Source organism: Citricoccus sp. SGAir0253, from assembly GCF_005877055.1.
Lineage (GTDB): Bacteria > Actinomycetota > Actinomycetes > Actinomycetales > Micrococcaceae > Citricoccus.
In genome coordinates, this window is the sequence record NZ_CP039424.1 from 475,393 (window position 1) to 497,907 (window position 22,515).

The 22,515-nt window shown below is 65.4% G+C and carries 19 protein-coding genes; 1 reads left to right on the forward strand and 18 read right to left on the reverse strand.

The window, feature by feature from the left end; all coding sequences use genetic code 11:
• Positions 1–62: 62 nt before the first annotated feature.
• From E7744_RS02150 to E7744_RS02195, 11 genes are all read right to left on the reverse strand, one after another.
• Positions 63–257 (reverse strand): hypothetical protein, encoded by a 195-nt coding sequence (locus tag E7744_RS02150; RefSeq protein WP_137772698.1) that lies wholly within the window; start codon positions 255–257, stop codon positions 63–65.
• Complete coding sequence (locus tag E7744_RS02155; RefSeq protein ID WP_137772699.1) at positions 238–774, reverse strand: hypothetical protein; 537 nt, start codon at positions 772–774, stop codon at positions 238–240. Before E7744_RS02155 ends, E7744_RS02150 begins: the two co-directional genes overlap by 20 nt.
• 251 nt (positions 775–1,025) lie before the next feature.
• On the reverse strand, positions 1,026–2,198 hold the full coding sequence (locus E7744_RS02160; RefSeq protein ID WP_137772700.1) for a hypothetical protein: 1,173 nt from the start codon (positions 2,196–2,198) through the stop codon (positions 1,026–1,028).
• A 409-nt stretch (positions 2,199–2,607) separates the two neighbouring features.
• A complete protein-coding gene (locus E7744_RS02165; protein ID WP_137772701.1) occupies positions 2,608–2,913 on the reverse strand; it encodes a hypothetical protein in 306 nt (101 codons plus the stop codon).
• 22 nt (positions 2,914–2,935) lie between these two features.
• On the reverse strand, positions 2,936–3,067 hold the full coding sequence (locus tag E7744_RS16390; RefSeq protein ID WP_256376025.1) for a hypothetical protein: 132 nt from the start codon (positions 3,065–3,067) through the stop codon (positions 2,936–2,938).
• A gap of 671 nt (positions 3,068–3,738) precedes the next feature.
• A complete protein-coding gene (locus E7744_RS02170; protein ID WP_137772702.1) occupies positions 3,739–4,434 on the reverse strand; it encodes a hypothetical protein in 696 nt (231 codons plus the stop codon).
• 23 nt (positions 4,435–4,457) lie between these two features.
• Positions 4,458–7,448, reverse strand: a complete 2,991-nt coding sequence (locus E7744_RS02175; protein ID WP_137772703.1) for a type I restriction endonuclease subunit R — start codon at positions 7,446–7,448, stop codon at positions 4,458–4,460.
• A gap of 5 nt (positions 7,449–7,453) precedes the next feature.
• Positions 7,454–8,710: a restriction endonuclease subunit S gene (locus tag E7744_RS02180; RefSeq protein ID WP_168199723.1), complete on the reverse strand. Its 1,257-nt coding sequence runs from the start codon at positions 8,708–8,710 to the stop codon at positions 7,454–7,456.
• Entirely contained in the window at positions 8,707–10,638 is a 1,932-nt protein-coding gene (locus tag E7744_RS02185; RefSeq protein ID WP_246858510.1) for a class I SAM-dependent DNA methyltransferase, read from the reverse strand. Before E7744_RS02185 ends, E7744_RS02180 begins: the two co-directional genes overlap by 4 nt.
• Positions 10,639–10,831: 193 nt before the next feature.
• Entirely contained in the window at positions 10,832–12,943 is a 2,112-nt protein-coding gene (locus tag E7744_RS02190; protein ID WP_137772706.1) for an N-6 DNA methylase, read from the reverse strand.
• Complete coding sequence (locus E7744_RS02195) at positions 12,940–13,404, reverse strand: NYN domain-containing protein (RefSeq protein ID WP_168199724.1); 465 nt, start codon at positions 13,402–13,404, stop codon at positions 12,940–12,942. Before E7744_RS02195 ends, E7744_RS02190 begins: the two co-directional genes overlap by 4 nt.
• A 388-nt stretch (positions 13,405–13,792) precedes the next feature.
• Between E7744_RS02195 and E7744_RS02200 the strand changes: the two genes are divergently transcribed.
• The gene (locus tag E7744_RS02200; RefSeq protein WP_246858511.1) at positions 13,793–14,848 is read left to right on the forward strand and encodes a restriction endonuclease; all 1,056 of its coding nucleotides are present in this window, start codon (positions 13,793–13,795) and stop codon (positions 14,846–14,848) included.
• Positions 14,849–14,917: 69 nt separating this feature from the next.
• Here E7744_RS02200 and E7744_RS02205 read toward each other — a convergent pair whose 3' ends face one another.
• From E7744_RS02205 to E7744_RS02235, 7 genes are all read right to left on the reverse strand, one after another.
• Positions 14,918–17,047 (reverse strand): AAA family ATPase, encoded by a 2,130-nt coding sequence (locus tag E7744_RS02205; protein WP_168199725.1) that lies wholly within the window; start codon positions 17,045–17,047, stop codon positions 14,918–14,920.
• 107 nt (positions 17,048–17,154) lie between these two features.
• Positions 17,155–17,841, reverse strand: coding sequence for a recombinase family protein (locus tag E7744_RS02210; protein ID WP_137772709.1), 687 nt, complete (start codon positions 17,839–17,841; stop codon positions 17,155–17,157).
• A 320-nt stretch (positions 17,842–18,161) separates the two neighbouring features.
• Positions 18,162–18,902, reverse strand: coding sequence for a vWA domain-containing protein (locus tag E7744_RS16460; protein ID WP_210417146.1), 741 nt, complete (start codon positions 18,900–18,902; stop codon positions 18,162–18,164).
• Positions 18,899–19,282 carry a hypothetical protein gene (locus E7744_RS02220; RefSeq protein ID WP_137772710.1) on the reverse strand — a complete coding sequence of 128 codons (384 nt, stop codon included), beginning with the start codon at positions 19,280–19,282 and terminating at the stop codon, positions 18,899–18,901. The genes E7744_RS16460 and E7744_RS02220 overlap by 4 nt, the downstream gene beginning before the upstream one ends.
• A 121-nt stretch (positions 19,283–19,403) precedes the next feature.
• Entirely contained in the window at positions 19,404–20,066 is a 663-nt protein-coding gene (locus E7744_RS02225; protein WP_137772711.1) for a DUF6320 domain-containing protein, read from the reverse strand.
• The gene (locus E7744_RS02230; protein ID WP_137772712.1) at positions 20,063–21,448 is read right to left on the reverse strand and encodes an alcohol acetyltransferase; all 1,386 of its coding nucleotides are present in this window, start codon (positions 21,446–21,448) and stop codon (positions 20,063–20,065) included. The genes E7744_RS02225 and E7744_RS02230 overlap by 4 nt, the downstream gene beginning before the upstream one ends.
• Positions 21,445–22,410 (reverse strand): alpha/beta hydrolase, encoded by a 966-nt coding sequence (locus E7744_RS02235; protein WP_246858512.1) that lies wholly within the window; start codon positions 22,408–22,410, stop codon positions 21,445–21,447. The genes E7744_RS02230 and E7744_RS02235 overlap by 4 nt, the downstream gene beginning before the upstream one ends.
• Positions 22,411–22,515 lie beyond the last annotated feature (105 nt).

The following is a 22,515-nucleotide window of genomic DNA, read 5'->3' on the forward strand; positions in this document are numbered from 1 at the left end:
CTGGCGCTCGCTGCACCAGAGCCGGGAAGAGCAGGAGACGAATCCAGTGAAGGTTCGGGGACCTAAGCAGGCCGCTTCTCGGAGAGCGGGGCTCCGCTGTCACGTTCCTGCTCGTCGACCTCGCCGGCAATCCGCAGCACGCGCCGGGGGACCGGCTGTTGCTGCTTCCTCGCGATCGCGATGTAGGCATGGGCCGCGGCGCGCCTGTTCCGCTGATAGCGGCTCTGGAGCGCTTCCCTAGAGATCTGCTTCGCCACGGGTGGTCCTGTTCGATCGATCACTGCCAGTGTTGTCTTCTGCCTGGCTGTCTTCAGTATCTCCCCCGGAGGGTAGTCCAAGCACGGCTCCGAGGGCATCCAAGGCGAAGGAACTCGCCTTCTCGCTGGGAGCGTTCTCGCCCAGGTATTCAAGCATGATGATGGCTGCGTAGGCATCGTGATCGACGAGGAGATCCATCGTGGCTTCATCCCCGTCGAGGATCCTGGCGTCTCCCACGGGGGCATCCGTATCGGCCGTGACATCGGACGCTGACAACAAGCGGTCCGCTGCCCATCGCGCGTTCTCCCACCACTGTGCCTCGAGCGAGGTGTTGCGGGCTGTCTCCGCGGACTCCAACGCTGTCCGGCGGGCAGTCTCGGCGGAGCGGGTGACTCCGCGATAGGCGATCACGGCAGCGAACAGGGCCGCCACGCCACCGAGCCCCGCACTCGTCGAGAACGCGTAGGCCCACGCGACGAGGGGCTGGAGGGACAGGGGCCACACGGAATGTGTCATGGCTCCCGTCACTCCGCCGATCAGGAAGGTCCCAGCCACCCAGATGGCTGTGGTCCATGCGGATCTGCCGCCCTGGGATCGTGGTGACATCAAGGGCCGGCAAGCGTTACAGAATGCGCCGCCGGATTACGCGGAGTCCCAATGAACGTATGGAATGTATCGGGAACAATCGTTTTCGGACATCCGCATCGGCGGCAGTACGTACTCACCATGTGTCCCGGTCGTGCGCCGACGCCGACTGGGCGGGGGCCTCAGCCGGCGCGGAGGTCGTGGTCGGCGAGGACGCCGCGGGCTCGGCCGATCTGGCGGTCGGTGGAGAACACGGACCATGGTTCGGCCAGGCCCTCCTCGTAGACGAGGTCGCGGAACCGGGCGAAGGCGCCGTGGCCCTGGATGGCTTGCTCCAGCCGGGCGCGCAGAGTGTGATCGTGCTGCCGGGCGGCGAAGGCGGCCATATCCCGCCAGCCCTCTCGTGAACCGGTGGGCTCGAGCCGGAGCCACCGGTCCGGGCCCTCCTCGACGTCGATGGCGGCGTCCTGGCCGACGACGGCCGGGTCGGTCTCGAGCACGGTGGCGAGCATCTCCAGGTCCACCGGCAGCACGGGCCCGGCCAACGGTTCGCGGCGCAGGGCGGCCAGCAGGTCCTCGGCCAGGATCTCGTCGCCGGACCCGCCGCGGCTGGTGAGCCGGTTGATGACCGACAGGGCCACCGGTTCAGCCTCGGTTCGGCGGTGTTCCAGGGCCATCGGGATCCCGGCCCCCACCTGCTGCAGCGCGTCATCGATGTCGCGTCCGGTCACCGCGGCCAAGAAGCCATCCGCATCCGCTCGCGCGATGGCCCGGCGCACCGCGGTGAGATCCAGCGCGGGCAGCTGCGTCCGGGCTGGCCAGGCGTGCAACCGCATGGGGTGCGGCTGACTCGGTCGGCGCGGGACCCGTCCTTCACCGTCGTCCTGGGCCCACCGGCGCCCGTACTGGTCCGGGATGGCACCCCACCCGAAGTACGGCAATGGCACCGCGGGCCGGATCCCCAGCATCTCCAGTGGGTCGATCTTCTGCTCACCGAGCACACACCGGTGGGTCCAGTTATCGCCCAGGTCGAAGGTGAACTGGAACTCGGCGCCGGGCTGCAGCGTGCGGGCGACCTTCGTGGCGGCCATGTCCAGGGGCACGAGGACCGGTCCGGCGCCCACGGTGGCCAGTTCGGCACCGGTCTCCTCATCAGTGACGACCCGGCCATCGGCCAGGGTGAACACCGACAGGTGCGACCGGTCCCACCGGGCGAAGGCATCATTGATCGCCTCGGCCAGCTCCCCGAAGGTGTGCCCGGGCCCGACCGCGAACATCCTCCCGGGCCAGGGCCACAGCTCTTGGCCGGCCCCGCCCAGCAGTTCCACCGTCACCGATAACCAGGTCCGCGCCATACCCCGAGGATGGCACACCCGGCCGCGCTCTCGGCAGGCCCGCCGGGACGTCACCGGACGGAGCCCCAACCCGGCCATCCTCGCCTCGTTCTCAACAACTCGACTGCTTTTGCCTATATGAGACCGAAGCGAATGAGACGGGCGAATGAGACACGACGGCACACCGATTGCATGGGCCAATGCCTGTAATCGCGCGGATCTCTGGATGCTCGCGCCGCCTGGCCTGATCGTTGGTCGGGCGTCTCATTAAAGGAACGCTTAATGAGACTGCTAAATTGGCGCATCTCTATGGCTGTGCGATGGCGACCATGGGTAAAGGTTGATGAGCCTCGGGGCGATAGTGATCGAATCGGCGGATCTGCTCCTGAGCGGCGGGGGTGGGTTCGTCTCTACCGAGGTAAGCGTCGGTTCAAATCCCGTCGAGGATGTTATCCAAGGCGTCGGAGCGTTCCGGGCACCTGTACTCGACGACGATGCGAAGCAGGTCCGGACCGATCTGGTCATCGGTGGCCTTCCGCTCAACCCACCTGTCGTAGTCGTTGAATAGCTGGTCTTCCCCCTTGCCCATGGGGTCATCGCATAGGTGTCCCTCGAACCAGCCCATGAGCTCATCGAAGTCATCCGGCTCGTACCCGGTGGCCCGAACGTCTGCCTCGTAGTCCCCGGTGATCTGTATCTCGTCAGAGCCCTGCGTCGAGTTCGGCTCTGCCTCCACTCCGCTGGGTGAGGCGGCCTCCTCACTGGCCGGGGGGGGTGCTGGAGGCGCTGGGGGTAGAACTGTCTCGGACCGTGTTGGCGCAGGCGGTCAGGGCAATCGAGGCGACGGCCAAGGCGGCGGCAATGCGGGTGCGGCGCAGGGTGGTGCTCAAGTGGGCTCTCCTCTGGTGCAGATCGGGTGGAACGTCTTGATGAGAACCGCAAGGCCGGCATCAACCCAACGTTCAATACAGCTCGTTATGCTGAACGGCGTGAGTGACTACTGGGGTTGTCCGAAGTGCGGCCATCTGACGCTTCGCTACGAAGACAAGAATGGGCGCTGCGATGTCGCTACATGCGAGTATGACAAGTGCGATTACTTCGATGAGGGCGTCCCTGAGTGAGTGTCGCCTGAGCGATAACTATCCCTGTTGGATCCGGCGGGAAGATTCGCTTGCCACCCTGAGTACTCCAGCCGTTGCTGCCCAACGGTCTACCTGGAAGGGGCCCCTCATGGCTTCATATGTCTGCCCTACCTGTGACATCGACTTCGGCTACCCGCAAGGCCTCGCCGTTCACAAGGAACTCGGCTGTGAATGGGGAGACGACGATGGCGGCGGCGCAAGGTACTGCTGCGGGATGATCTATGAGGATGGCGAATCCACCTGTATGAGCTGCGGGGAGTCCCTGTAGACGTAGTCGTGCGGCGGACGTGAGGAGCCCATCTCGAGGCATCGCCCCTGAGATGACTAATCCAAGTGCCTTTCTAACTCTTACCTGGTCCCATGCCCCCATCGAGCGGATGTGTCCTGAACATAGGGCGCGTGCGGTCCGTAGTGCCTTCCTAGAGTTCTCGCGGCCTAAACAACGCGTACTCGATGATGTGTGTCGCTTCACCCGGTGCCCAGGCGTCTCGGACGGCGGTTGCTAGGTTGAGGTACTTACCGTATGTGTCCGTTGACCATCCGTGCGTTGGCCAGCCCAGCGACTCAGCCACCCTCTTGTCGAGAATGAGCGGTGCCGGAGCGGGATGAGAATCCCAGGTGTCGTAGGCGGAGAAGTAAATCCACTTGGTGAAGAAGGCGGGCCCGAAGTGTTTGATGCGGTCGTGGTCCCGGGAATACAAACGGCGGTAGGCCTCGACTGCATCTCCTTCTAGGACTGCTTGGTGGGAGGACAGAAGCTTTTCGGGGGCGCGGTCCTGGTGCAGGACGGACGCGACGCGGGCGATGCTGCGGGCTTTGGTACCGGTGCCCCATGCGGCCATGAGCAGGAATAGCTCGACAGCATCGGACGGCGTCTCGACCCTTCTTGCACGATCGAAGACGTCCTGACGGGTGATGTAGGGCCGCGTCGGTGCCTCCTCATGAATTTGTTCTGGCAGTGCCAGTTCGGATGGCCACCGTTTGCGCCACTGTGCCGTGGACCAGTGGAAACCTTGCTGCCGCACGTCTGCATCTGTCGGCGGGCCGCCTGGGAACTTCCCCCCCGAGTACCTTGACGACGTCGTCGACCTGCTCCTCGGTGTCGACAGCTCCACCGGTCTCGTGTGTATCCGCCATGTCAGCTCGCTCTCCGTCGGAACTCGTCGTAGGTGCCGCCGAGGTAGCCCAGCAGCATCTGTTGGAAGTCGGGGTTGGCGAAGAACTGGCTGAACAGTTCGCCGTTTTTCTCGTGGCGGTCAAGGAGGAGCTCCTTGACCTTCTCCTCGAGCACGAGCTGGTACTGGTTGCGGTCGTTGTGCAACGCGACCACGGCCATCTCGTCGTCTTCCATGACGACGGTGCGCTGCTGGTCGATCCAGACCTTGTCGGCCTCGCCGAGGTCGGCCCCGTACTTCTCGTTCATCACTTCGATGAGGGCGGACAGCTTGTCGAGCACCGGGTCGGTTGCCGACCCCTTGCCCTCACCGGGCAAGGCGCTGCCCGGTTCCTCGGAGGCTTCCAGAGCGATGCCTCCTTCACCGGTGACGGCCAGCCGTAGGTGGGTCAGCTGCACCGACTGGCTCAGCTGGGGCATCGGGTCGGAATCCAGCGCCGGCAGTTCGTGCAGCAGCAGCTTGCCGTAGAGGAAGAGTCGTTCCAGGTCAGCGTCCGGCCACGGCATGACCTGTGCGATAAATGCGTACGCCCGGCAGAAATGCGTCAGGGACGTCCGGAACTCTGCTTGGTCGTCTTCCTCTAGCGCCAAGAACCGCCCCACTGCGGGGTGGAGATTGGCGTAGATCACCGGCTGCTCGGCCGGATCGTTCGACAGCAGCGCCTTCGTGGCAGCCGTGAGTTCGTCCATGGCGAGCACGCCGGCTGACATTAGGTCGTGCTCCATCGTGTACAGCACGTTCGGGTCGGTCGGTTGGGCCAATGACTGCTCGTAGAACGGCTCGAAGGCGGCCTGGATTTCCTCCGCGGTGTTGGCGAAGTCGAGGATGAAGGTGTCCTGCTTACCGGGGTGGGTTCGGTTGAGCCGCGAGAGCGTCTGGACGGCCTTGACTCCGGAGAGCTTCTTGTCGACGTACATGGTGTGCAGCAGCGGCTCGTCGAACCCGGTCTGGTACTTCTCCGCGACCACCAGCACCTGGAAGTCTTCCCGGAAACGTTTGGGCAGTTGGGACTCGGGGAAGCCGTTCAGCATCGACTCGGTGTAGGCCAGCTCGGGCGCGTCCGGATCGGTCACCGTTCCGGAAAACGCGACCAGGGCCCGCAAAGGGTATGTGCCCTGGTCATAACCCTTGCGCTTGATGTACTTCTCGATCGCGGCCTGGGTACGTACCGCGTGCAACCGGGAGCGGGTGACGACCATCGCCTTGGCGTGGCCGTCGATCTTGCGGGCCGTCTTCTGCCGGAAATGCTCGACGATCACCTCGGCCTTGGCATCCATCATGTACGAGTGCAGCGAGGCGAACCGCGCCAACGCCGCCCGGCCCTTAGATGAGTCGAGTTCCGGGTCGACGCGTGGACTGGCGGTGGCGAGCTTGTAGTACGTCGCGTACGTCGTGTAGTTGGCCAGCACATCGAGGATGAATCCCTCGTCGATGGCCTGGCGCATCGAGTACGTGTGGAAGGGCCGCTTGATCCCGTCCGGTCCGACCTGCCCGAACGTCTCCAGGGTCTTCGGCTTCGGAGTGGCGGTGAAAGCAAAGAACGAGAGGTTCTTCTGCTTGCCCCGCTTCCGGGCACTCTCCAACAGGGCGTCGTCGGGCTCGTCAGCGGCCTCAGTTGCGGCTTCGGCTGCCTCGGCTTGCTCGAGGGCGTCCTCGCTACTGGAGAGGACCGTCTTCAGCTGTTTGACTGCATCCCCGGTGGTGGAGGAGTGGGCTTCGTCCACGATGACCGCGAAGCTGCGCCCGGCCACGCCCTTGGCTTCCCCCTCGGCGGCCTCCTCGGCGGCGATCTTCGCGACGACGGGGAATTTCTGCAGCGTGGTGATGATGATGCGGGCGGCGTTTCCCTCCAACGCCTCCTTCAACTGGGACGAGTGCTGGTCGACGCGCACGATCGTGCCCGGCGTGTGGTCCAACCCGGCCACGGTTTCCTGCAGTTGCCTGTCCAGTACGCGGCGGTCGGTGATGACTACGACCTTGTCGAAGATCGGCTGGTCGCCCGCATCGTGCAGTCGGGAGAGGGAGTGCGCCGTCCACGCGATGGTGTTCGACTTGCCCGACCCGGCCGAGTGCTGGATCAACCGGTCGACGCCGGCGCCATCGGCGTAGGTGGCGGCGAGAATGGACCGAACCGCGTGCCACTGATGAAAGCGTGGGAACAGCACCCGCCCGCTCTCGGTGTGGATGAAGTTGCCCAACAGCTCCAGCCAGGCATCGCGGTCCCACACCTGCTCCCACAGGTACGCACTCTGATAGCCGTTGCTGGCCGGATTGCCGGCCGACCCCGGACGCCCGGCGCCGGCTGAACCTTGGTTGAACGGCAGAAAACGCGTGTCCTGCCCCGCCAGCTTCGTCGTCATCGCCACCTGGTGCGGGTCGACCGCGAAGTGAACGAGCATGCGCTTGGCGAAGATCTTGTCATGGGGGTTGCGATCGTCGCGGTACTGGGCCATCGCCTGCTCCAGACCCTGCCCGGTCAGCGGGTTCTTCAACTCCGCCGATGCGACCGGGACTCCGTTGACCACCAGTACCAGGTCGAGCGAATCAGCGGGGTTGGACTCCGAGTGATGCAACTGGCGAACCACGGCAAGCCGGTTCGCGGCATAACGCTCCATCAATTCTGGGGCGAGAGTGTTGGCCGGCTTGAACCAGCACATACGCACCGTCACCCCAGAGTCCTTGACCGTGCCCCGCAGCACGCTGATGGTGCCCCGGTGGTCGATGGCGTCGGCGACGACCTTGAGGAATCGCTGCCTCGCGGTGCCCTCACCCCCGTGGCGGGCAACAAGGGTGTCCCACGCCTTGGGCTGGGACGCCTGAACGAAAGCGATGACCTCCTCCGGGAACAACCCCAGATCACGGTCGTACGATGACGCCGGCAGCGCGTCCCAGCCGCACGAAAGCAGGTGAGCCTCAATGTTGCTCTCGAACGTCGCCTCAGTCGTGTTGATCAATCAGATCACCCCGGGATGGTAGAGCCTGCGGTTGTCACGTCCAGCTGCCCCGTCACAGCCGCTGAGATCAAGGAGGACTTGTACTCGGCAAGGAGGGCGATGGAGCGTTCTAGGTCACGAATACCAGCGCGGACCACTTGTTGATCTTCCCGGACTCGATCGACAATCTGATCCTGCACACTTCGGGGAGGCAAGAGGAGGGGGGTTGACCGGACTCCCGCCTCGAGGTGCGGGTGAAGTGCGCCGGTGGCTCTGGCCAACATCGCCTGCTTGCCGAAGTTGCACTGCAGGAAGGTGGCCAGATACTCAGGAGAAATCAGCGATGAGTTCGCTCGGGCGATCAAGAGCGCATGGCAGCTTGCTTCACCGAAACCTTCTGGCACAAGCGCCACCTGACCGACAGCTCCCGTCTGCACGATCAGCACGTCCCCGGCTCTCAGATTGATTCGCCGACGCGCTGCGTGCCACTCCTCCGAAACGTAAAAGGGTCTACGGTCGAAGTCGATCGTCCCGTTCTTGATATGGACGCTTTGGATGTACCTGATCCCGTCATCGACCAAGATGTCCCGAGTCGGTCCGACGTACCCGTTCGTCAACTGACGCAGAACTCGACCAAGAGTAGATGCGCGCCAGCCCTCTGGAAGCTGATGCCCCTCCCACCCCGTTTCGATCGACTGAGGCGTGCCCGCACTACGCGCCTTGAGTTCACGAGCTATGAGGTTTGGGAGAGTCTCCTGCAACAGTCGGGCTTGCCGCCGGCGAGCAGCGATGATGCGATCGAGCCGGGAAACGCGGTCGTCAATGAAGTCCGCGATTCGCCGCTGCTCGGCCAAGTCCATCTCGGTGAACGGAAAGTTTGCTACTTGCTCAGCATTGAGATTGGCTTGAGTCGCAGAGCGCGCCTCAGCTACTGCTTCGGGCGCATAGTGCTTCAGCCAGTACGCCACGAATCTCGGGTCTGCTCGCTGTGGCTTGGGGACAATGCCCAACAGCGCCTGGTTCCAAGTGGCCGCGATACCCAGCGTTGCCACCGCGCCCACACTCGCGTACATCGCGAACAAGACAGTCCCGGGTTCACCCAGTGTGAGCCTCCGGTTCCTTACTCCTGCTTCCGTAAGCGACTTGGCGGTTGAGGTCACGATGTCAACGGCACTCATATCGCCGATCGAGACCCAAGGGATTCCCTGCTCGCTCCAGAACTGCTCATTATTTGTGTCGGGCGTACCACCCGCCACGAAGTGCGCAACATGCTTGAGCTTCACAGACCCAGTCCTTTCATCCACTCCTGGATCTGCACTTCAAGTTCCTTGACTTCTGCTGCGATGTCTTCAACGGGGCGTGGAGGTTCGTACATGTAGAACTGGCGAGTGAAGGGAATCTCGACGCCTACCTTGGTCTTGGTGTGGTCAACCCATGCGTCCGGGACGTAGGGATGGACCACACGAATTAGGTGTGTCTCGGCGGCCTCGCGTAAGGCCTTGTCTCGCCCGGCTTCCTCGAGGTCGAAGTACCCGGCGGGAACGGGCACATTCTCCTGATCGCGCAGCTCTGGGTCTGGCTCGGGTTTCCCGTTGCGTTTGGTGATGACTTGCGCCTCAGGATCGGCGATAGCGCAGGCCGTGGCGAAGGCCTTCTTCTCTTTGGCCGTCAGGTCACTCACCTCGGTAAGTAGAGCCCTCTCGGTGTCGAAACGGCGCCCAACAAGGTGGGCGTACTCGTCAAAGGGAGCGGCCGCGACAGCCTCGGGCGTGACTTCCCACCTCCGTTTCAAGGGGCGTTCGACGATGATGCGTTGAAAGGCGAACTTTTCCCGGGGCAGGACTCTTACCTTGGGATCGTCGGCAAACTCTGTCTTCGCCCCGCCGTACAACTGGGCGATTTGCGCGATCGCGTCTGCGGTGAGTTCCTTGCGCTTGTCTCCGAGAGATTTGCGCATCTTCGTGCCCAGCTGCCGGGCGTCGATGAGGCGGACCAAGCCGCGGTCTTCAGCAGCCTTGTTGTTGGTCAAGATCCACACGTATGTGGAGATACCGGTGTTGTAGAACATCTGGTCTGGCAGGGCGACTATGCCTTCGAGCCAGTCCTGTTCGAGGATCCACCGACGGATCTCCGACTGGCCAGAACTAGCCGCACCAGAGAACAACGGTGATCCGGACAAGACGATGCCCACCCGAGAACCCGTTGGCTTCATCTTGGACAGCATGTGCTGCAAGAACAGTAACGATCCATCCGCGACACTCGGGAGACCGGCGCCGAAGCGACCGTGGAAGCCCTGTTTCTCGTGCTCGTCCACAATGGGCTTCGCGTAGGACGACCATTTCACCCCATAAGGCGGGTTGGCCAGGATGAAGTCGAAACTCTTCCCTTGGAAGGCGTCCTGGGTCAAGGAGTTGCCTTGGGCCATCTGTTGCGGGTTGGTGTCCTGCAGCATCAAATCCGATTGGGCGATCGCCCACGTCTCGGCGTTGAGTTCCTGCCCGTACACGTGGACCTTGGCGTCGGGGTTGGCTTGGGTGATGCCGTGCAGAGCGCCCATGAGCATCCCGCCGGTGCCGGCGGCCGGGTCGTAGATGGTGCGGACCGGCTTGGGGTTCTCGGTCAGTTCCGCGTGGGTGCGTCCGTGCAGGAGCAGCTCGACCATGAGGTCGATGACTTCCCGGGGGGTGTAGTGCTCACCGGCGGTCTCGTTGCTCATTTCGGAGAACTTCCGGAGCAGTTCTTCGAAGATGTAGCCCATCGCCTCGTTGCTGACCACCGAGGGGCGCAGGTCCAGGTCGGCGAAGTCCGCCATGACGGGGTAGAGGATGTCCGCGCGGTCCATTCGGGTGATCTTGTCGTCGAGGTTGTACGCCTCCATCACCGTGTACGCATCCGGGGACAGCCGGCGGATGTAGCTGGCTAGCTGTTCGGCCAGCTCCTTATCGTTCTGCAGCATCGAGGCGAACGTCAGCGGGGAGAGGCTGTAGAACCTCTGGCCCGAGGCACGCTTGAGGAGCATGTCGACGCCCTCGTCGACCGCCTTCCCCAGGGTCTTGCGGTCGGCCTTCAGGGCGCCGCTGGCGACGGCCTGGTCCAGGACCGCGTCCTTGGTTGGTGACAGCACCGCGTCCATGCGCCGCAGTACGAGCAGGGGGAGCATCACCGAGCCGTACTCGTGCTGCTTAAAGGTGCCACGCAGCTTGTCGGCCACCTTCCACACGAACGTAACCTTGTCCGCGAATCCCTTCGGTGCCATTGCTTCCCTTCGTTGAGCTAATACGACTTGACCCTAGTCGTCAGGCGGGACATGCCATTCCAGCCGCTGGCAGGGTTGATGTCCGTAGCGACCTGGTGAACGCCTGGCATGCCCGCGCGGGCATGCCAGGCGGCGGCGCCGCCGGGGACTAACCGACGCTGATGGTTCCGGCACTGGTTGCGTCGACGAGGGCGTCCCGGACTTGGCTGGCTGCGTCGAGGATCGCGGTGGCGGATTCCTGCAGGGCACGGACCTCGGCGAGACGCTCCAGAATGCGATCCTGCTGCTCCACCGGTAGCAGGGGAACCTTCAAATCCTGCAGGCGGATGCGCTGGACGGCGGCGCCCTGTGCCTGGCTCCGGTTGTGTGCGCTAACAATGAACTCCGCGAGGAACTCAGGACGCAAGTTGTCACCGAGGGAACGCAGCAGGTGGAAGCTGTTGCTGGAGAGCACGCGCCCACCCTCAGCATCCACCCGGGCGGCCAGTCCGCCGGTGTTCTGCAGCAGGACGTCACCGGGCTGGGTGATAGTCGGGTTCGCCTTGAATAAGCCGAGGTCGACCGTGCGCGTCTCAGCGTCCCCACGAATCCACGGACCGGACACGATCGGGGTGCCGTCCGTGCCTTCGTCGACTTCTCGGATGGTTTCGCGGGTCCGCAGGACCTCGAGGCTGCCAGCTTTTTCCAGCTCAGTGATTGACACGAGTTTCGGAGGCTGGGTGCCGGCCGCTATGGATTCGGCGGTGACCTGGGTCAGCGCTGGGATGCTGGCCGCGGCGCGGTGAAGTGACTCGACCGTTGACCGCACGCTCTCCAGATCCGGTGCGTCCAGGCCGGAGGAGAGCCATCGGCGCGGGTTCACGTCGATCTTGTCCTTGTCCGCGAGGATGTCGGCAATAGTGACGGCGTCGGCGGGCAAGGTGGAGGGAACGGTGCGGTTCTCTCGCCAGTCCCGCAGTGCCGTGGCAAGGGCCTCGGGGTCGATGTCCTTGGTGTCACTGTGGTCGATCATCAGGACCCGGCCGGGATCGCTGACCTCTCCGGGACGCGCCAGGACCCAGAGGTTCAGCGGTATCCGCGTGTGGGAAGCCAGCCCGCCAGGCAGGGCGATGATGGCCTCGATAGTTCCGGCCTGAAGCATGGCGGCTCGGATTTTTGCCTCTGCACCGCCGCGGAACGCGCTGCCGGCAGGCTGGAGCACGAAGGCGCGTCCGCCTGTCCCGAGATACCAGATGGCCAGCTGGAGCCAGGCTAGGTCCATGGTGGATTTCGGTGGCGTGCCGTAGGGCAGTCGGGGGTCCAGGTAGAGATGTTCCGTGCGGTGGCCCCTTAACCCGTAGGGGGGGTCCATGACGACAACCTGTGCCAGTCCCTGGTCGAAGTAGTCCCTTGCAAAGACGTCCCCGTGTCGGAGGTTGGTCCGCGTATGCCCAGCGAGCAGGGCGCGCTGGTTCGCTTGGATGAGGGCACGGGGATCGATGTCTTGGCCAGTGAGTGCAGACCGATTCTCTCCGCGGCTGGCCGTGGCTATCAGCATCCGACCCGAGCCCACGGCCGGGTCATGCACGGGCCCGGGAATACTGCTGGCGAGGGTCGCCACGAGGCTCACCAACGTCTCGCTGGTGGCCGCCGAATCGTAGCCGCGCCGTACGGAGCGGGTGATCTGGTCCTGGAAGACTCCAAAGGCTTCCTCCAGCTCATCGAACCCAAGGTGGTTCACGACGCGTATGGCGAAGTCCAGGAGGTCCGTCTGGTCACGCTCTTGTTCATGGCCCGGGGAACCCGCGTGGATCGCATTGAACAAAGGCACACGCTCTGGATGTGAGGCCTCATAGGCCCACATGCCTTCTCGAATCAGTTCCGCCGTGTCGAGGGAGGCTGCCGCGTTGGCCAACTGGGGCCACTGCGTCTGGGCGGGTAGTTCTTCATCGAAGCCGGCGCTGTCAGGGTCGGAGACGTATCTCCAGGCGATCAGGTCCGCGCCAATTGCTCCGGCTTTCTCGGGTTCGACTGCGCCGCGGATGCCGTTCATCACGATCCAGAGATGCCGGCCAAGGGAGACGTTCTTGACCGTCTTGTCGTGCTCCTTGAGCCACTGTTCAACTTCCGCTGTTGCAAAGCGGGGGTTGGCGGTATCTCCTGGGACAGGCTGCGGGAAGTCCTGGTAGCGGTTGCGCCAGTTGCTGACCGTGGAGCGACCGACGTCGGCCAGTTTTGCGATGTCGCTGGCGCTGAGGGTGAGGGGGGTGGGCGTGCTCATGCTGCGTCCTTGGTGTGAGTGAACAAGTTGATGACGTTGGAAGGGATGCGCGAACCCAGGGCGACCACATTCGGGCCTGCAGCCCGGCGCAAGGCGGAGGAAAGGCCGACGTCGGGGCGAATCACGATGACTTCCACCCCTGCGGTCCGAAGCGATGCGACAGCGAAGGTGAACGCGTGGTCCCCGGAGGCGACGACGACGCGACGGTACCGCTCGGCGATCCAGGAGATATCGGTGACTGCCTCCAGTAGGGCCAGGTCTGCCCCGTCGATCCCGCTCCGCATCTTTCGCTGGGCTGTTCCGGTCCAGCCGTAAATCATCGCCAGGGCGTTGTGGTGGCTGGCGGCAACCACGGTGTGGTCGCCCGCGCACGGCGGCACTGCAGCATGAATGCGACGTTCGGCCTGGGTGACTTCGCTGCAAGTGGGCGCACTGTTGCCCACCATGTTCTCGATGTCCACCAAGTAGAGAGTCCGTCCGCGCAGGCCGCGGGCAGGGGGAGCCCCGTTGGGGCAGGTCTTCCTCGTCATGATCTTGCCTTCCGATGTGAGGGGCTCCCAGCGAGCCTCCTTCCGATCCAGTCACATCAGCATAAGGGCATCTGCATCCAAAAAACAAGTTCAGATCGGTTCACATGCAAATCCATGTCCAGACCGGACGTGCATCGAGAGGCCCCATGCTTGGCGGAGGGGTCATGCGAGGTGGCCGCCTTCGAGTGGACGGCCTGATCCCGGAGCGGAACGACGGTCAACCGACCCTGCGGCATGTATTCGCCCCAGGTCCGGGGCCTGGCGCACGTACAGTGGGGTTTGAGTCCCCATTCCCGATCAAACGGATGGAGCTGATCGCTTGAAGGCCTGGGTTGTCCGCGCCGGACTGCACGGTGAGCACGAGAAGTGGAACATCGACAATGATCGCGTCACCATCGGGTGGAGCGAGGTCGGAGACATTGGCGCCTGCCAGTCCCGCCAGGACGTTCGGGACCTGCTCACCAAGGTCTACCCGGGGGACCCGGAGGGCCGGCTCAGCAACTACACCAGCCAGCTGTGGTCCTTCCGGAACCGCATCAAGGTCGGTGACCTCATCGTCATGCCGCTGAAGACCCAACCGGGTTACATCCTGTTCGGTGAGGTCTGCGGAGAGTACGGCTACGACGCCGAGAACCCCATCGGGGATCGCCGCAAGTACCTGCCCGTGCAGTGGAATGCCGAGCCCGTGTCCAAGACGGGGATCGAGGCCGACCTCATGTACTCGCTGAACGCCATCATGACGGTCTTCAGCCCCTCCCGGAACGATGCCGTGAACCGATTGCTGGCCATCGCGGAAACCGGGGTGGACCCCGGCAACCCCTATGAGGTTCCCACCGCTGCAGCGGCCGATGACAACCGGGACGACAGCGAGGACGAGGTCACCGACCCACACACCGCCCCGACCCTGGAAGCGATCCGTGACCGGATTCGGTCCCACATCGCCGAGCACTTCAAGGAGCACGAGTTGACGGGGCTGGTCGCCGACATCCTCTCGGCCCACGGATTCCAATGCGAAGTGTCCCCGCCCGGCCCGGACGGCGGCGTGGACATCATCGCCGGGATGGGCCCGCTGGGATTGGACTCTCCCACCGTCGTGGTGGAGGTCAAGTCCGAGCCCGGCGCCATTGACTCCCGGGTCGTCCGCGGCCTGCATTCCGCCCGCGTCCAGCACAACGCCGATCAGGCCCTGTTGGTCGCCTGGGGCGGGGTGACCAAGCCGGCTCGCCAGGAGTTCCGGCGGGACCGGACGTTCTTCCGGATCTGGGATGGCGAGGAACTGCTGAACGAACTCCTCGACACCTATGAAGACCTGCCGGCCGAGACCCGCGCCAGGATCCCGCTGCGGCAAGCCTGGGTTCTGGACGAGGACGGCTAGGGGGAGCGGCGACCGGAGGCGGTTTGGTGGAATCCAGTCAGGGGCATGGCCTGGTGTGAACTCTCGAGTTCACACCTGTGCGAAGACCGCGCCCAGTATCGACCGGAGTTCCTTCACCACATCCTTGCCATCATCTCCGTGCCAGCCTTCAAGGGCGCGCTCGGTGCTGGTTGACTCACAGAACTGCATCGCAGCTGCGACCTTGTCGTCCCCGGACGTGAAGGTGCCGAAATAGGTTTCGAGAGCACCGCGCCTCAGTACGTACACGCGCTCTTCAGCCAAACCCGAAAGAAGCTTGGTGAGCTCGTCGCCAATTTCCTTTTCCTCTGCGCGGAGGGCGAGCAACTTCTGGTTCTTGGAGCCTTTCTCGAAGAGAGTTTCCAGCGGCTCCGTGATGCGGCGCGCAGTATCGGCGGATGGTGCAGCGTCCCAATCCTGCAACGCGGCCTGAGCTTCGTCCCAGAGCTGCCGAGCAGTCCGGTTAGCGACGATATTCGACAATTGCTTGGAGTTCGGCCCCGGCGGATTCTCCTGCTCCTCTATGAGGTTGTCGACTTTCCCCATGAGGTCGGAATGTTGCCTTTTGAGCTCTGGAGTGGAAGTTAGATGCCCGAACCCCTCGACCATGACATCCAAGTCGGTAATGACGTGCACCGTAGAGTCGAACTTCTCAAAAAACTCGCGGTACCTCTTGATGCCGCCTTTGCCACCCGTCTGCACGAACATGACGTTGCGTTCGATGTGGTTCCACTTGGTATCTAGCACGCGCGCCAGGTGCGGGAAGGTGAACACGTCACTGTCTCCCTCGACGAGCACAACGGTGTCCGCGAAGAACGCCGCTTCGTTGTTCTCGTGACAGATCAATTGGAATGCATCGCGCAATGAGGTCTCTGAAGAAACATCCACTAGATGAGGGACGACCTCCCCGGCGCATTTCCGCAGCTTCGTGAATGTGGCGGTAGACGTTGGCTCAAGAAACCCGGGGGAGTGGGTTGTGACCATTACTTGGTGCTCGCGTGCAAACTTCCCCAAAGCTTGAAGGAGTTGCCTTTGTGCCCTGGGGTGCAGATAGAGCTCCGGCTCTTCAAACAAGAGGAGATAGGCAGAAGTTGGCGTGGAGGGACTCTCTTGGGGGTTCTCCGACGCGTTTGAGGGTGCTCCCCGCAACTCCGTATAAGCACGAAGGATGGCAAAAGCGACCGTGCGCTTGAGCCCATCGCCCTTGCTGGACAGCGGACCGCTGTGACCGTCGTCAATCTCCAAGTTTGCCCCGCTGAGGATCGTCTTAAGATCCGGAGCCGGCACATTCATCCGCAGAGTGACGTCGGGGAAGCTTTCCTGCACGAACTTCTGGATGGTGTCCTCAATAGAGACGACCTTTTTCAGCCGAGGATCTTCTTCCTCAGGGTCCTGGTCTTCGCCGGAGATGCGGCTGAGCTTCTCGCGCACCGCAGAGAAGTGGTCCTCCAGGTCGGTCAGTTCGCTGGCGATTTCGTTCAGCAGGAGCCCGAGGAGCTTGCCAAATGTCGCTGAATCAGATGTCTTGACTTCGGCGTCGGCATCCTTTACCGCTTCGATGTAGATGACTTCTGGGAACAACTTCGACGTGGGTGAGCTGATGCCGGTGGGTGCCGGATGCATCTCATCGACGAGGGCGTCCGCCGGAAGTTCCGCTATGACCTCCTCATAAGCCTGATCGACGTCGGCCTTCTTGGGGCTATCCGGGAGCTTGTCTTCTAATTCGGGCAGGGCTTGAACGGCGGCTTCCCGCAGCGCCGCACCTCTCTTGCTTGCAACGGCAGTATCGAGTGCACTCTTGGAGTAACGGGCATCCTTTGGCGCAGGCTTCGCACACATCAGCGTCGCCCTGCCGCCGCGCTGTATTTCCCTCTGCAAGGTAAGGGACCCGTTGCGGACCACATTTCGAACGTCGACTCGGTGAGTCTCGGGGACGCGCAGCAGATCACCTTCAGTGATGTCCTCCAGCGTCAGGGTGACCCGGATTGGAAGGTCGGGGTTGCCAAAATCGTGGTCGGTTACGCGCTTGGGCGTAGTCCCTGTGCAGGCGAAGTGGATGGCGTGAAAAAGTGATGATTTGCCCACACTGTTTTCGCCGATGATGCACCCGAAGGTCGACAGGGCAATCTTGGTGTCAGCATGTGCTCTGAAGTTCTCAATATGAACCTCGGTGATCTTCAAATCGTCCCCCTCAGGATGCTGGCCCGTGCGTGACCTGTTCTTTCCGAATCGCCCCAGTCCATCAGGCTGTATCCCAGAATACGGAAGCAAAGACATACGGCTCTTGACTAGTACAGAAGGTTTCGGCGTAGTGTGCCCGACGCGCTTTTTGGGCCTCCTCTTCCGGTCACCCTATTGGGGTTCCGTAAGCTGCCGTGCTGGTCTTCGGCGGTAAGGGCCTGTGGCGGGCGAGGCGGGAGGTGCCGGTACAGGGTGGTGCGGGTGATGCCGGTTTTCTCCACGATCTGGGCGATGGTGTGGCCCTCGTTGCGCAGGTGCTCCGCATAGGCGAGTTTGATGGGATCGACCACGGTGGGCCGGCCGATCCGCCGGCCCTTGGCAGTGGCCACGGCTCGGGCGTGGGCGGCGCGTTCGATGGCGTAGGTGCGTTCCATCTGCCCGAACAGGGCGAGCATCACCACGGCCAGTTGCGACATCGGATCCTCGGGGTTGGAGGAATCCACTTTGATCGGGTCGGCCAGATTCCGCACCCCGACGCCGCGGTCAGCCAGGTCGTGGATGAGGTTCAGGGTGTCCCGCACGGTGCGGCCCAACCGGTCCAGGGTGTGCACCACGATGACGTCCCCCTCCCGGGCTTGGTCCAGAGCGGCGTGGAGGCCGGGGCGGTTGGTGGTGGCCCCGGATTTCTTGTCGACGTAGATCCGCTTGACCGCGATCCCCTCCTGACGCAGGGCATCGATCTGCCGATCCAAATCCTGTTTCGTGGTCGAGACCCGCGCGAACCCGATATCCATGCCCACGCTGTACCGAAAGTCGTATCTGTACGCGCCGCGCGGGATGTTCTTTTGAACCTTACTTTTGGGACGAAATACATGGCGTGTCGTCGTCCTTGAGCGCTCCGGTGGAGGAGTGTCCCACTTCTAAGGATCTGGGACGATCGAGGCCCATCTCGAAATCGGACGCCTGGATCTCCGAAGTCGTCTGCGGACATTGGCTCCGGGGGCCCGTTCATGGAAGTGTCGGAGGGCGCTCCGCCACAGGGCAGACCTTAAGGCACACCGTGGACGGTGAACCGGGCGCTTTCACTGGGTGAAGACGCCTTCCCGGAGTCAACTCAGTGCGTGGCCGAGGATTTCCGCGGCCTCCGCGCCGTGAACGGCTTCGCCGTCGCCGGGTCCCCGCCCTTACGCCTCGAGGCCGGGTCGGACGGCGCCGCCGCAGCCCGCGCGTCCTCCGAGTACTCCGCCGCGGCGCGGGCGGCCATCATGTCCAGGCCCTCGGCCCGGGCGGAGCGCAGGGCGGTGACGGAGGCGCTCATGCCGCGCATGGCGCTCTGCGTGCGGTCGGTGGAGTAGGTCATGGAGCGCTCGCGGGCGATGCCCAGGCCCTGGCCGACCTCGATCGCGTCCTGATTGGCGCCGAGGTACATGAACGTCCACTCGTCCACTGACTCCTGGCGCTCGATGAGCTTCTTCACGTCGGCGTGCGTGACCTCGCGCGAGGCGTTCTCGTGGCCGTCGGTGATGATGCCGAAGACCACGGTGTCCGGCCGCTCCGCGGCGGGCTTGGCCTCGATCCGCGCCCGGGTCTCGGCCACGGAGCGCGCGATGGCGTCCAGCAGCGCGGTGCTGCCGCGCGGCACCTGCCGGAGAGGGCCGACGTCGGCCAGCGGCCTCTCGACGTAGACGGCCTCGAAGCCGTCGTCGAACTGGTACAGCGAGACCGTGGCGTCCGGGTTCGAGGACCGCTGCTCGTCCATGAAGGCGCTGAACCCGCCCACCATGTCGTCGACGATTGAGGCCATGGACCCGGAGCGGTCCAGCAGCATGACGATCTCCGTGGGTGCACTGCTCATGATGTTCCTCCGGTGGTGCGGCGGCGCTTCTGGAAGCGCGGCGGGGTGGCGGATGGGGGAGGGGTGCGTTGTTGTTCGGCGTCGTACCGGGCGCGCTCGAGGGAGGCGCCGATGACGCGGCCGTCCTCGGTGGAGTAGGCCTGGAGCGGTTCGGTCCGGGCCAGGCGGGGCGGGACGGCGTTGGGGGAGAGGCCGGCGCGCAGGGCCACGGCCCGGATGGACGCCCCCTCCAGGGCGGCCCGGGCCATCGCCTCGTTGAGGGCCTCGTCGAGGAGCTCCCGCGCCTCGCCCAGGGCCTCGACGCGGTCCAGGCCGTCCTCGGGGAGGGCCTGCAGCAGGTCGAGGACCCGGCGGAGCGGGGAGTCCGGCGCGGTGTTCATGAACTGAGTATACGCAGAAACTGCGCACAGCACCAGAGGTCCGGCGCCCGCGCACCAAGGCCGGCCGCGCCGCCGTCGGGCCCGGCCTCCGGACCGGAGCGCCGAGGCGAGCCCGCCGTCCCTACACGTGCAGCCGCTTGGCCAGCTCGTGGCGCACGTGCCGGATCCGGGCCAGGTGCATGCCCAGGGCGACGACGCTGAGCGCGCCGCAGATCACCGACGGCAGCGCCGCCGTCACCCAGCCGAGGGCGAGGAACACCAGTGGCGCCAGTCCCAGCAGCACGGTCAGGCCGCTGTAGAGGATGTGCTCGCCGATCTCCGTGCGCATCACCCGCACGGTGATCAGCAGGGCCACGATCGATGAGGCGCAGAGGATCGGCACCGCGTAGGTCAGCGACCAGCCGTCCCAGCCGCCGAGGTAGTCCCAGTACGCGGTGACCAGCCCCACCAGGACCACGAGGTACACCGTCCCCTTGGCGAGGTTGCGCCGCTTGCGCACGGCCATCAGCACCACCAGCCACAGGGCGGCCACCCCCAGCCACGCGGAGCGCAGCACCCCGAGGCCGCCGAGGTCCGGGCCGAACAGCAGCTGGGCGCCGAGGGACGCCAGGATCACCGCGAGGGAGGCGAGGAACAGCGCCCTGAGCACCCGCCGCCGGGAGAACCGCAGGGGCACCGCCGGCAGGGGGCTCGGCGCCGGCTCGCCGGCCAGTGGCGCGGCGCACAGCGGGCACCGGGTCCAGGCGCCCTCCACGTCCACCGCGCACACGGGGCAGCGCCTCATGGCTCGCCCTCCGCCAGCTCCTCCTCGGTCACCCGCGCCGCGGCCACCGTCACCGCGACCCCGCGGCCGGTCAGCATCCGGGCGAACTCCCGGACGTGGCCCGTCTCCGTGAACGGGGAGCTGAAGGTGACCGTGAGCAGCCCGGCGTGGGAGATCACGCAGATCTGCGGGCGGACCGCGGAGACGTGGAACTGCATCCGGCCCACGTGCGCGTCCACGTCCTCGGGCAGGCGGACCAGGCCCAGGTTCGAGACCGCCACGGTCAGCCCCCGGTTGTTGCCCCAGTTGACCAGCCGCAGCAGCACGTCCTTGACCGGCCGCGGCATGATCCGCAGCACGGGCGCGCGCTCCAGCCGGATGAACCGGCGCAGCTTGCGCTCCAGCGCCTCCGGGGTCGCCTGCGGGCGGAACCGGCGCTCGAGCTGCCGGGCGACCGAGCCGACGTCGTCCGGGACCTCGCCGTAGGTGTGCTCCACCCGGACGGTCGCGAAGAAGTTGCGGGCCGACGTCGAGGGGAAGTGCTGGCGCAGGTTCACCGGCACCGAGGCCGCCAGGGTGCGTGCCGTGCCCAGGCCGCCCGAGGAGCGGCGGACGGCCTCGAAGAACAGGGCGGTGAGGAACATGGTGGGGGAGACGCCCTCGGCGCGGGCCAGCTCCAGCAGTCCCCGGGCCGGCATCGTCAGCTCGACGGCGCGGGTGCGGCTGTCGGGCGTGCGGGTGCCGCGGGCCCGGAACACGGTCCGCGCCGCCGGATGCGCGCGGCCGGGCTCCGGGGGCCCGGCGGTCGCACGGGGCGCGTCGCCCACGGTGAGCACGGCCGGGGTGGCCGCCCGGCTGAAGTCCGCCCTCGCGGCGGACTCGCCGGACTCCCCGGGCCGGCGTCGACCGTGGAAGTAGTGCCGGAAGCTGTCCGGCGTCAGGCCCAGCGCCGATCCCGTCGCCTCCGGCGGGCGCCCCACCGCGGGGTGCCGCAGCGCGAGGTAGGCGGTGACCAGGTCCGAGAGGAACCACAGGGCGCCGGTGCCGTCGGAGAGGGCGTGGAACACCTCGAGGCTGATCCGCCGCCGGTGGTGCGTGACGCGGAACAGCAGCTCGCGCCGGTCCGCCCGGTAGATCGGCGCGCACGTGGGCTGGTCTTCCGCGGCGACGACCGGGCGCAGGTCGCTGTCCTGCAGGTAGTACCAGAACACCCCGCGGCGCAGCACCGCGTGGTAGAGCGGGTAGCGCTCGTAGGTGGCGTCCAGGGCGGCCTGCAGCAGGGCCGGGTCCACCTCGTGGTCCACCTCCGCGCCGAGGCGGAACACCTTGGGGTCGGCGTCCGTCCGGGCGGCGAGGAAGATATTGGAGGCGTTGTCCAGCCGCACCCAGGCCCGCCGCGTCACCCCGGTGCCCCCAGCCCCGGATTCCCGACGGCGGCCGGGGCCTCCCCGAGGAAGGTGTCGATCACCGCGTAGGCCTCCCGCAGGGACCGGGAGAACCGCGGCAGGGCGATGAACCCGTGCAGGGCGCCCTCCACCCGGTGGACCCGCACCGCGTTCCCCGCCTCCCGCAGGGCGCGGGCGTAGGCCTCGCCCTCGTCGCACAGCAGGTCCAGTTCCGCCGTGATCACCAGCGTCTCCGGCTGGCCGGACAGGTCCGTGGCCAGCAGCGGGGCGACGAACCGGTCGCGGCGCCGGTCCGGGTCCGGCACGTACAGGTCGAAGTAGTCCTGGACCTCGGTGGTGGTCAGCCGGTAGCCCTCCCCATGCCGGCGCACCGAGGCGAAGGGGGAGGTGGCCGGGTCGTGGTCCCAGTGGGTCACCGGATAGAGCAGGATCTGCCGGTCCACCCCGCGGTGCCCGCGCTCGCGGAGCATCAGCGAGACAGCGGCGGCCAGGTTGCCGCCGGCGGAGTCGCCCACCAGGACGATCCGGTCCGCGTCCTCGATGCCCGCCCGCCGCGGGCCCTCCAGCAGCTGCCGGGTCACCCGGTAGCAGTCCTCCAGGCCCGCCGGGTAGGGGTGCTCGGGGGCCAGCCGGTAGTCGACGGCGGCCACCACGCAGCCGGTGAGGTCCGCCATCGTGGCGCACGCCGGGGTGTAGCTGGCGATGTCCCCGGTGACCCAGCCGCCGCCGTGGAAGAACAGCAGCACCTCGTCCCGGCGCTGCTCCCGCGGGCGGAAGACGCGGACGGGGATGGGCCGGCCGCCGTCGCCGGGCAGGGACTGCTCCTCCGGGGCGCGGTGGCGCCGCCCGCGCAGGGCCGCCACCCGGCGCTGCATCCGCCGGACCTTCGGGTAGTCCTCGCGCATGTTCAACCGGGGGGCTGCGAACAGGCCGAGCACCGTGCGGCGCAGCCGGTTCACGGGCGGGGGGCGGGGTCGGGGCGGTCCATGCCCTCAGGGTAGGGGGCGGAGCTGGGCGTCCGCGCCGCGGCCGGTGAGGTCCGCTCGACGCCCGACCTCGTCGGC

Bases quoted from the DNA above. Each gene is read 5' to 3' on its own strand.
- E7744_RS02190 (WP_137772706.1), bottom strand. From the start codon at position 12,943: ATGAGCACGCCCACCCCCCTCACCCTCAGCGCCAGCGACATCGCAAAA.
- E7744_RS02210 (WP_137772709.1), bottom strand. From the start codon at position 17,841: ATGGATATCGGGTTCGCGCGGGTCTCGACCACGAAACAGGATTTGGAT.
- E7744_RS02220 (WP_137772710.1), bottom strand. From the start codon at position 19,282: ATGAACACCGCGCCGGACTCCCCGCTCCGCCGGGTCCTCGACCTGCTG.
- E7744_RS16460 (WP_210417146.1), bottom strand. From the start codon at position 18,902: ATGAGCAGTGCACCCACGGAGATCGTCATGCTGCTGGACCGCTCCGGG.
- E7744_RS02155 (WP_137772699.1), bottom strand. From the start codon at position 774: ATGACACATTCCGTGTGGCCCCTGTCCCTCCAGCCCCTCGTCGCGTGG.
- E7744_RS02160 (WP_137772700.1), bottom strand. From the start codon at position 2,198: ATGGCGCGGACCTGGTTATCGGTGACGGTGGAACTGCTGGGCGGGGCC.
- E7744_RS02225 (WP_137772711.1), bottom strand. From the start codon at position 20,066: ATGAGGCGCTGCCCCGTGTGCGCGGTGGACGTGGAGGGCGCCTGGACC.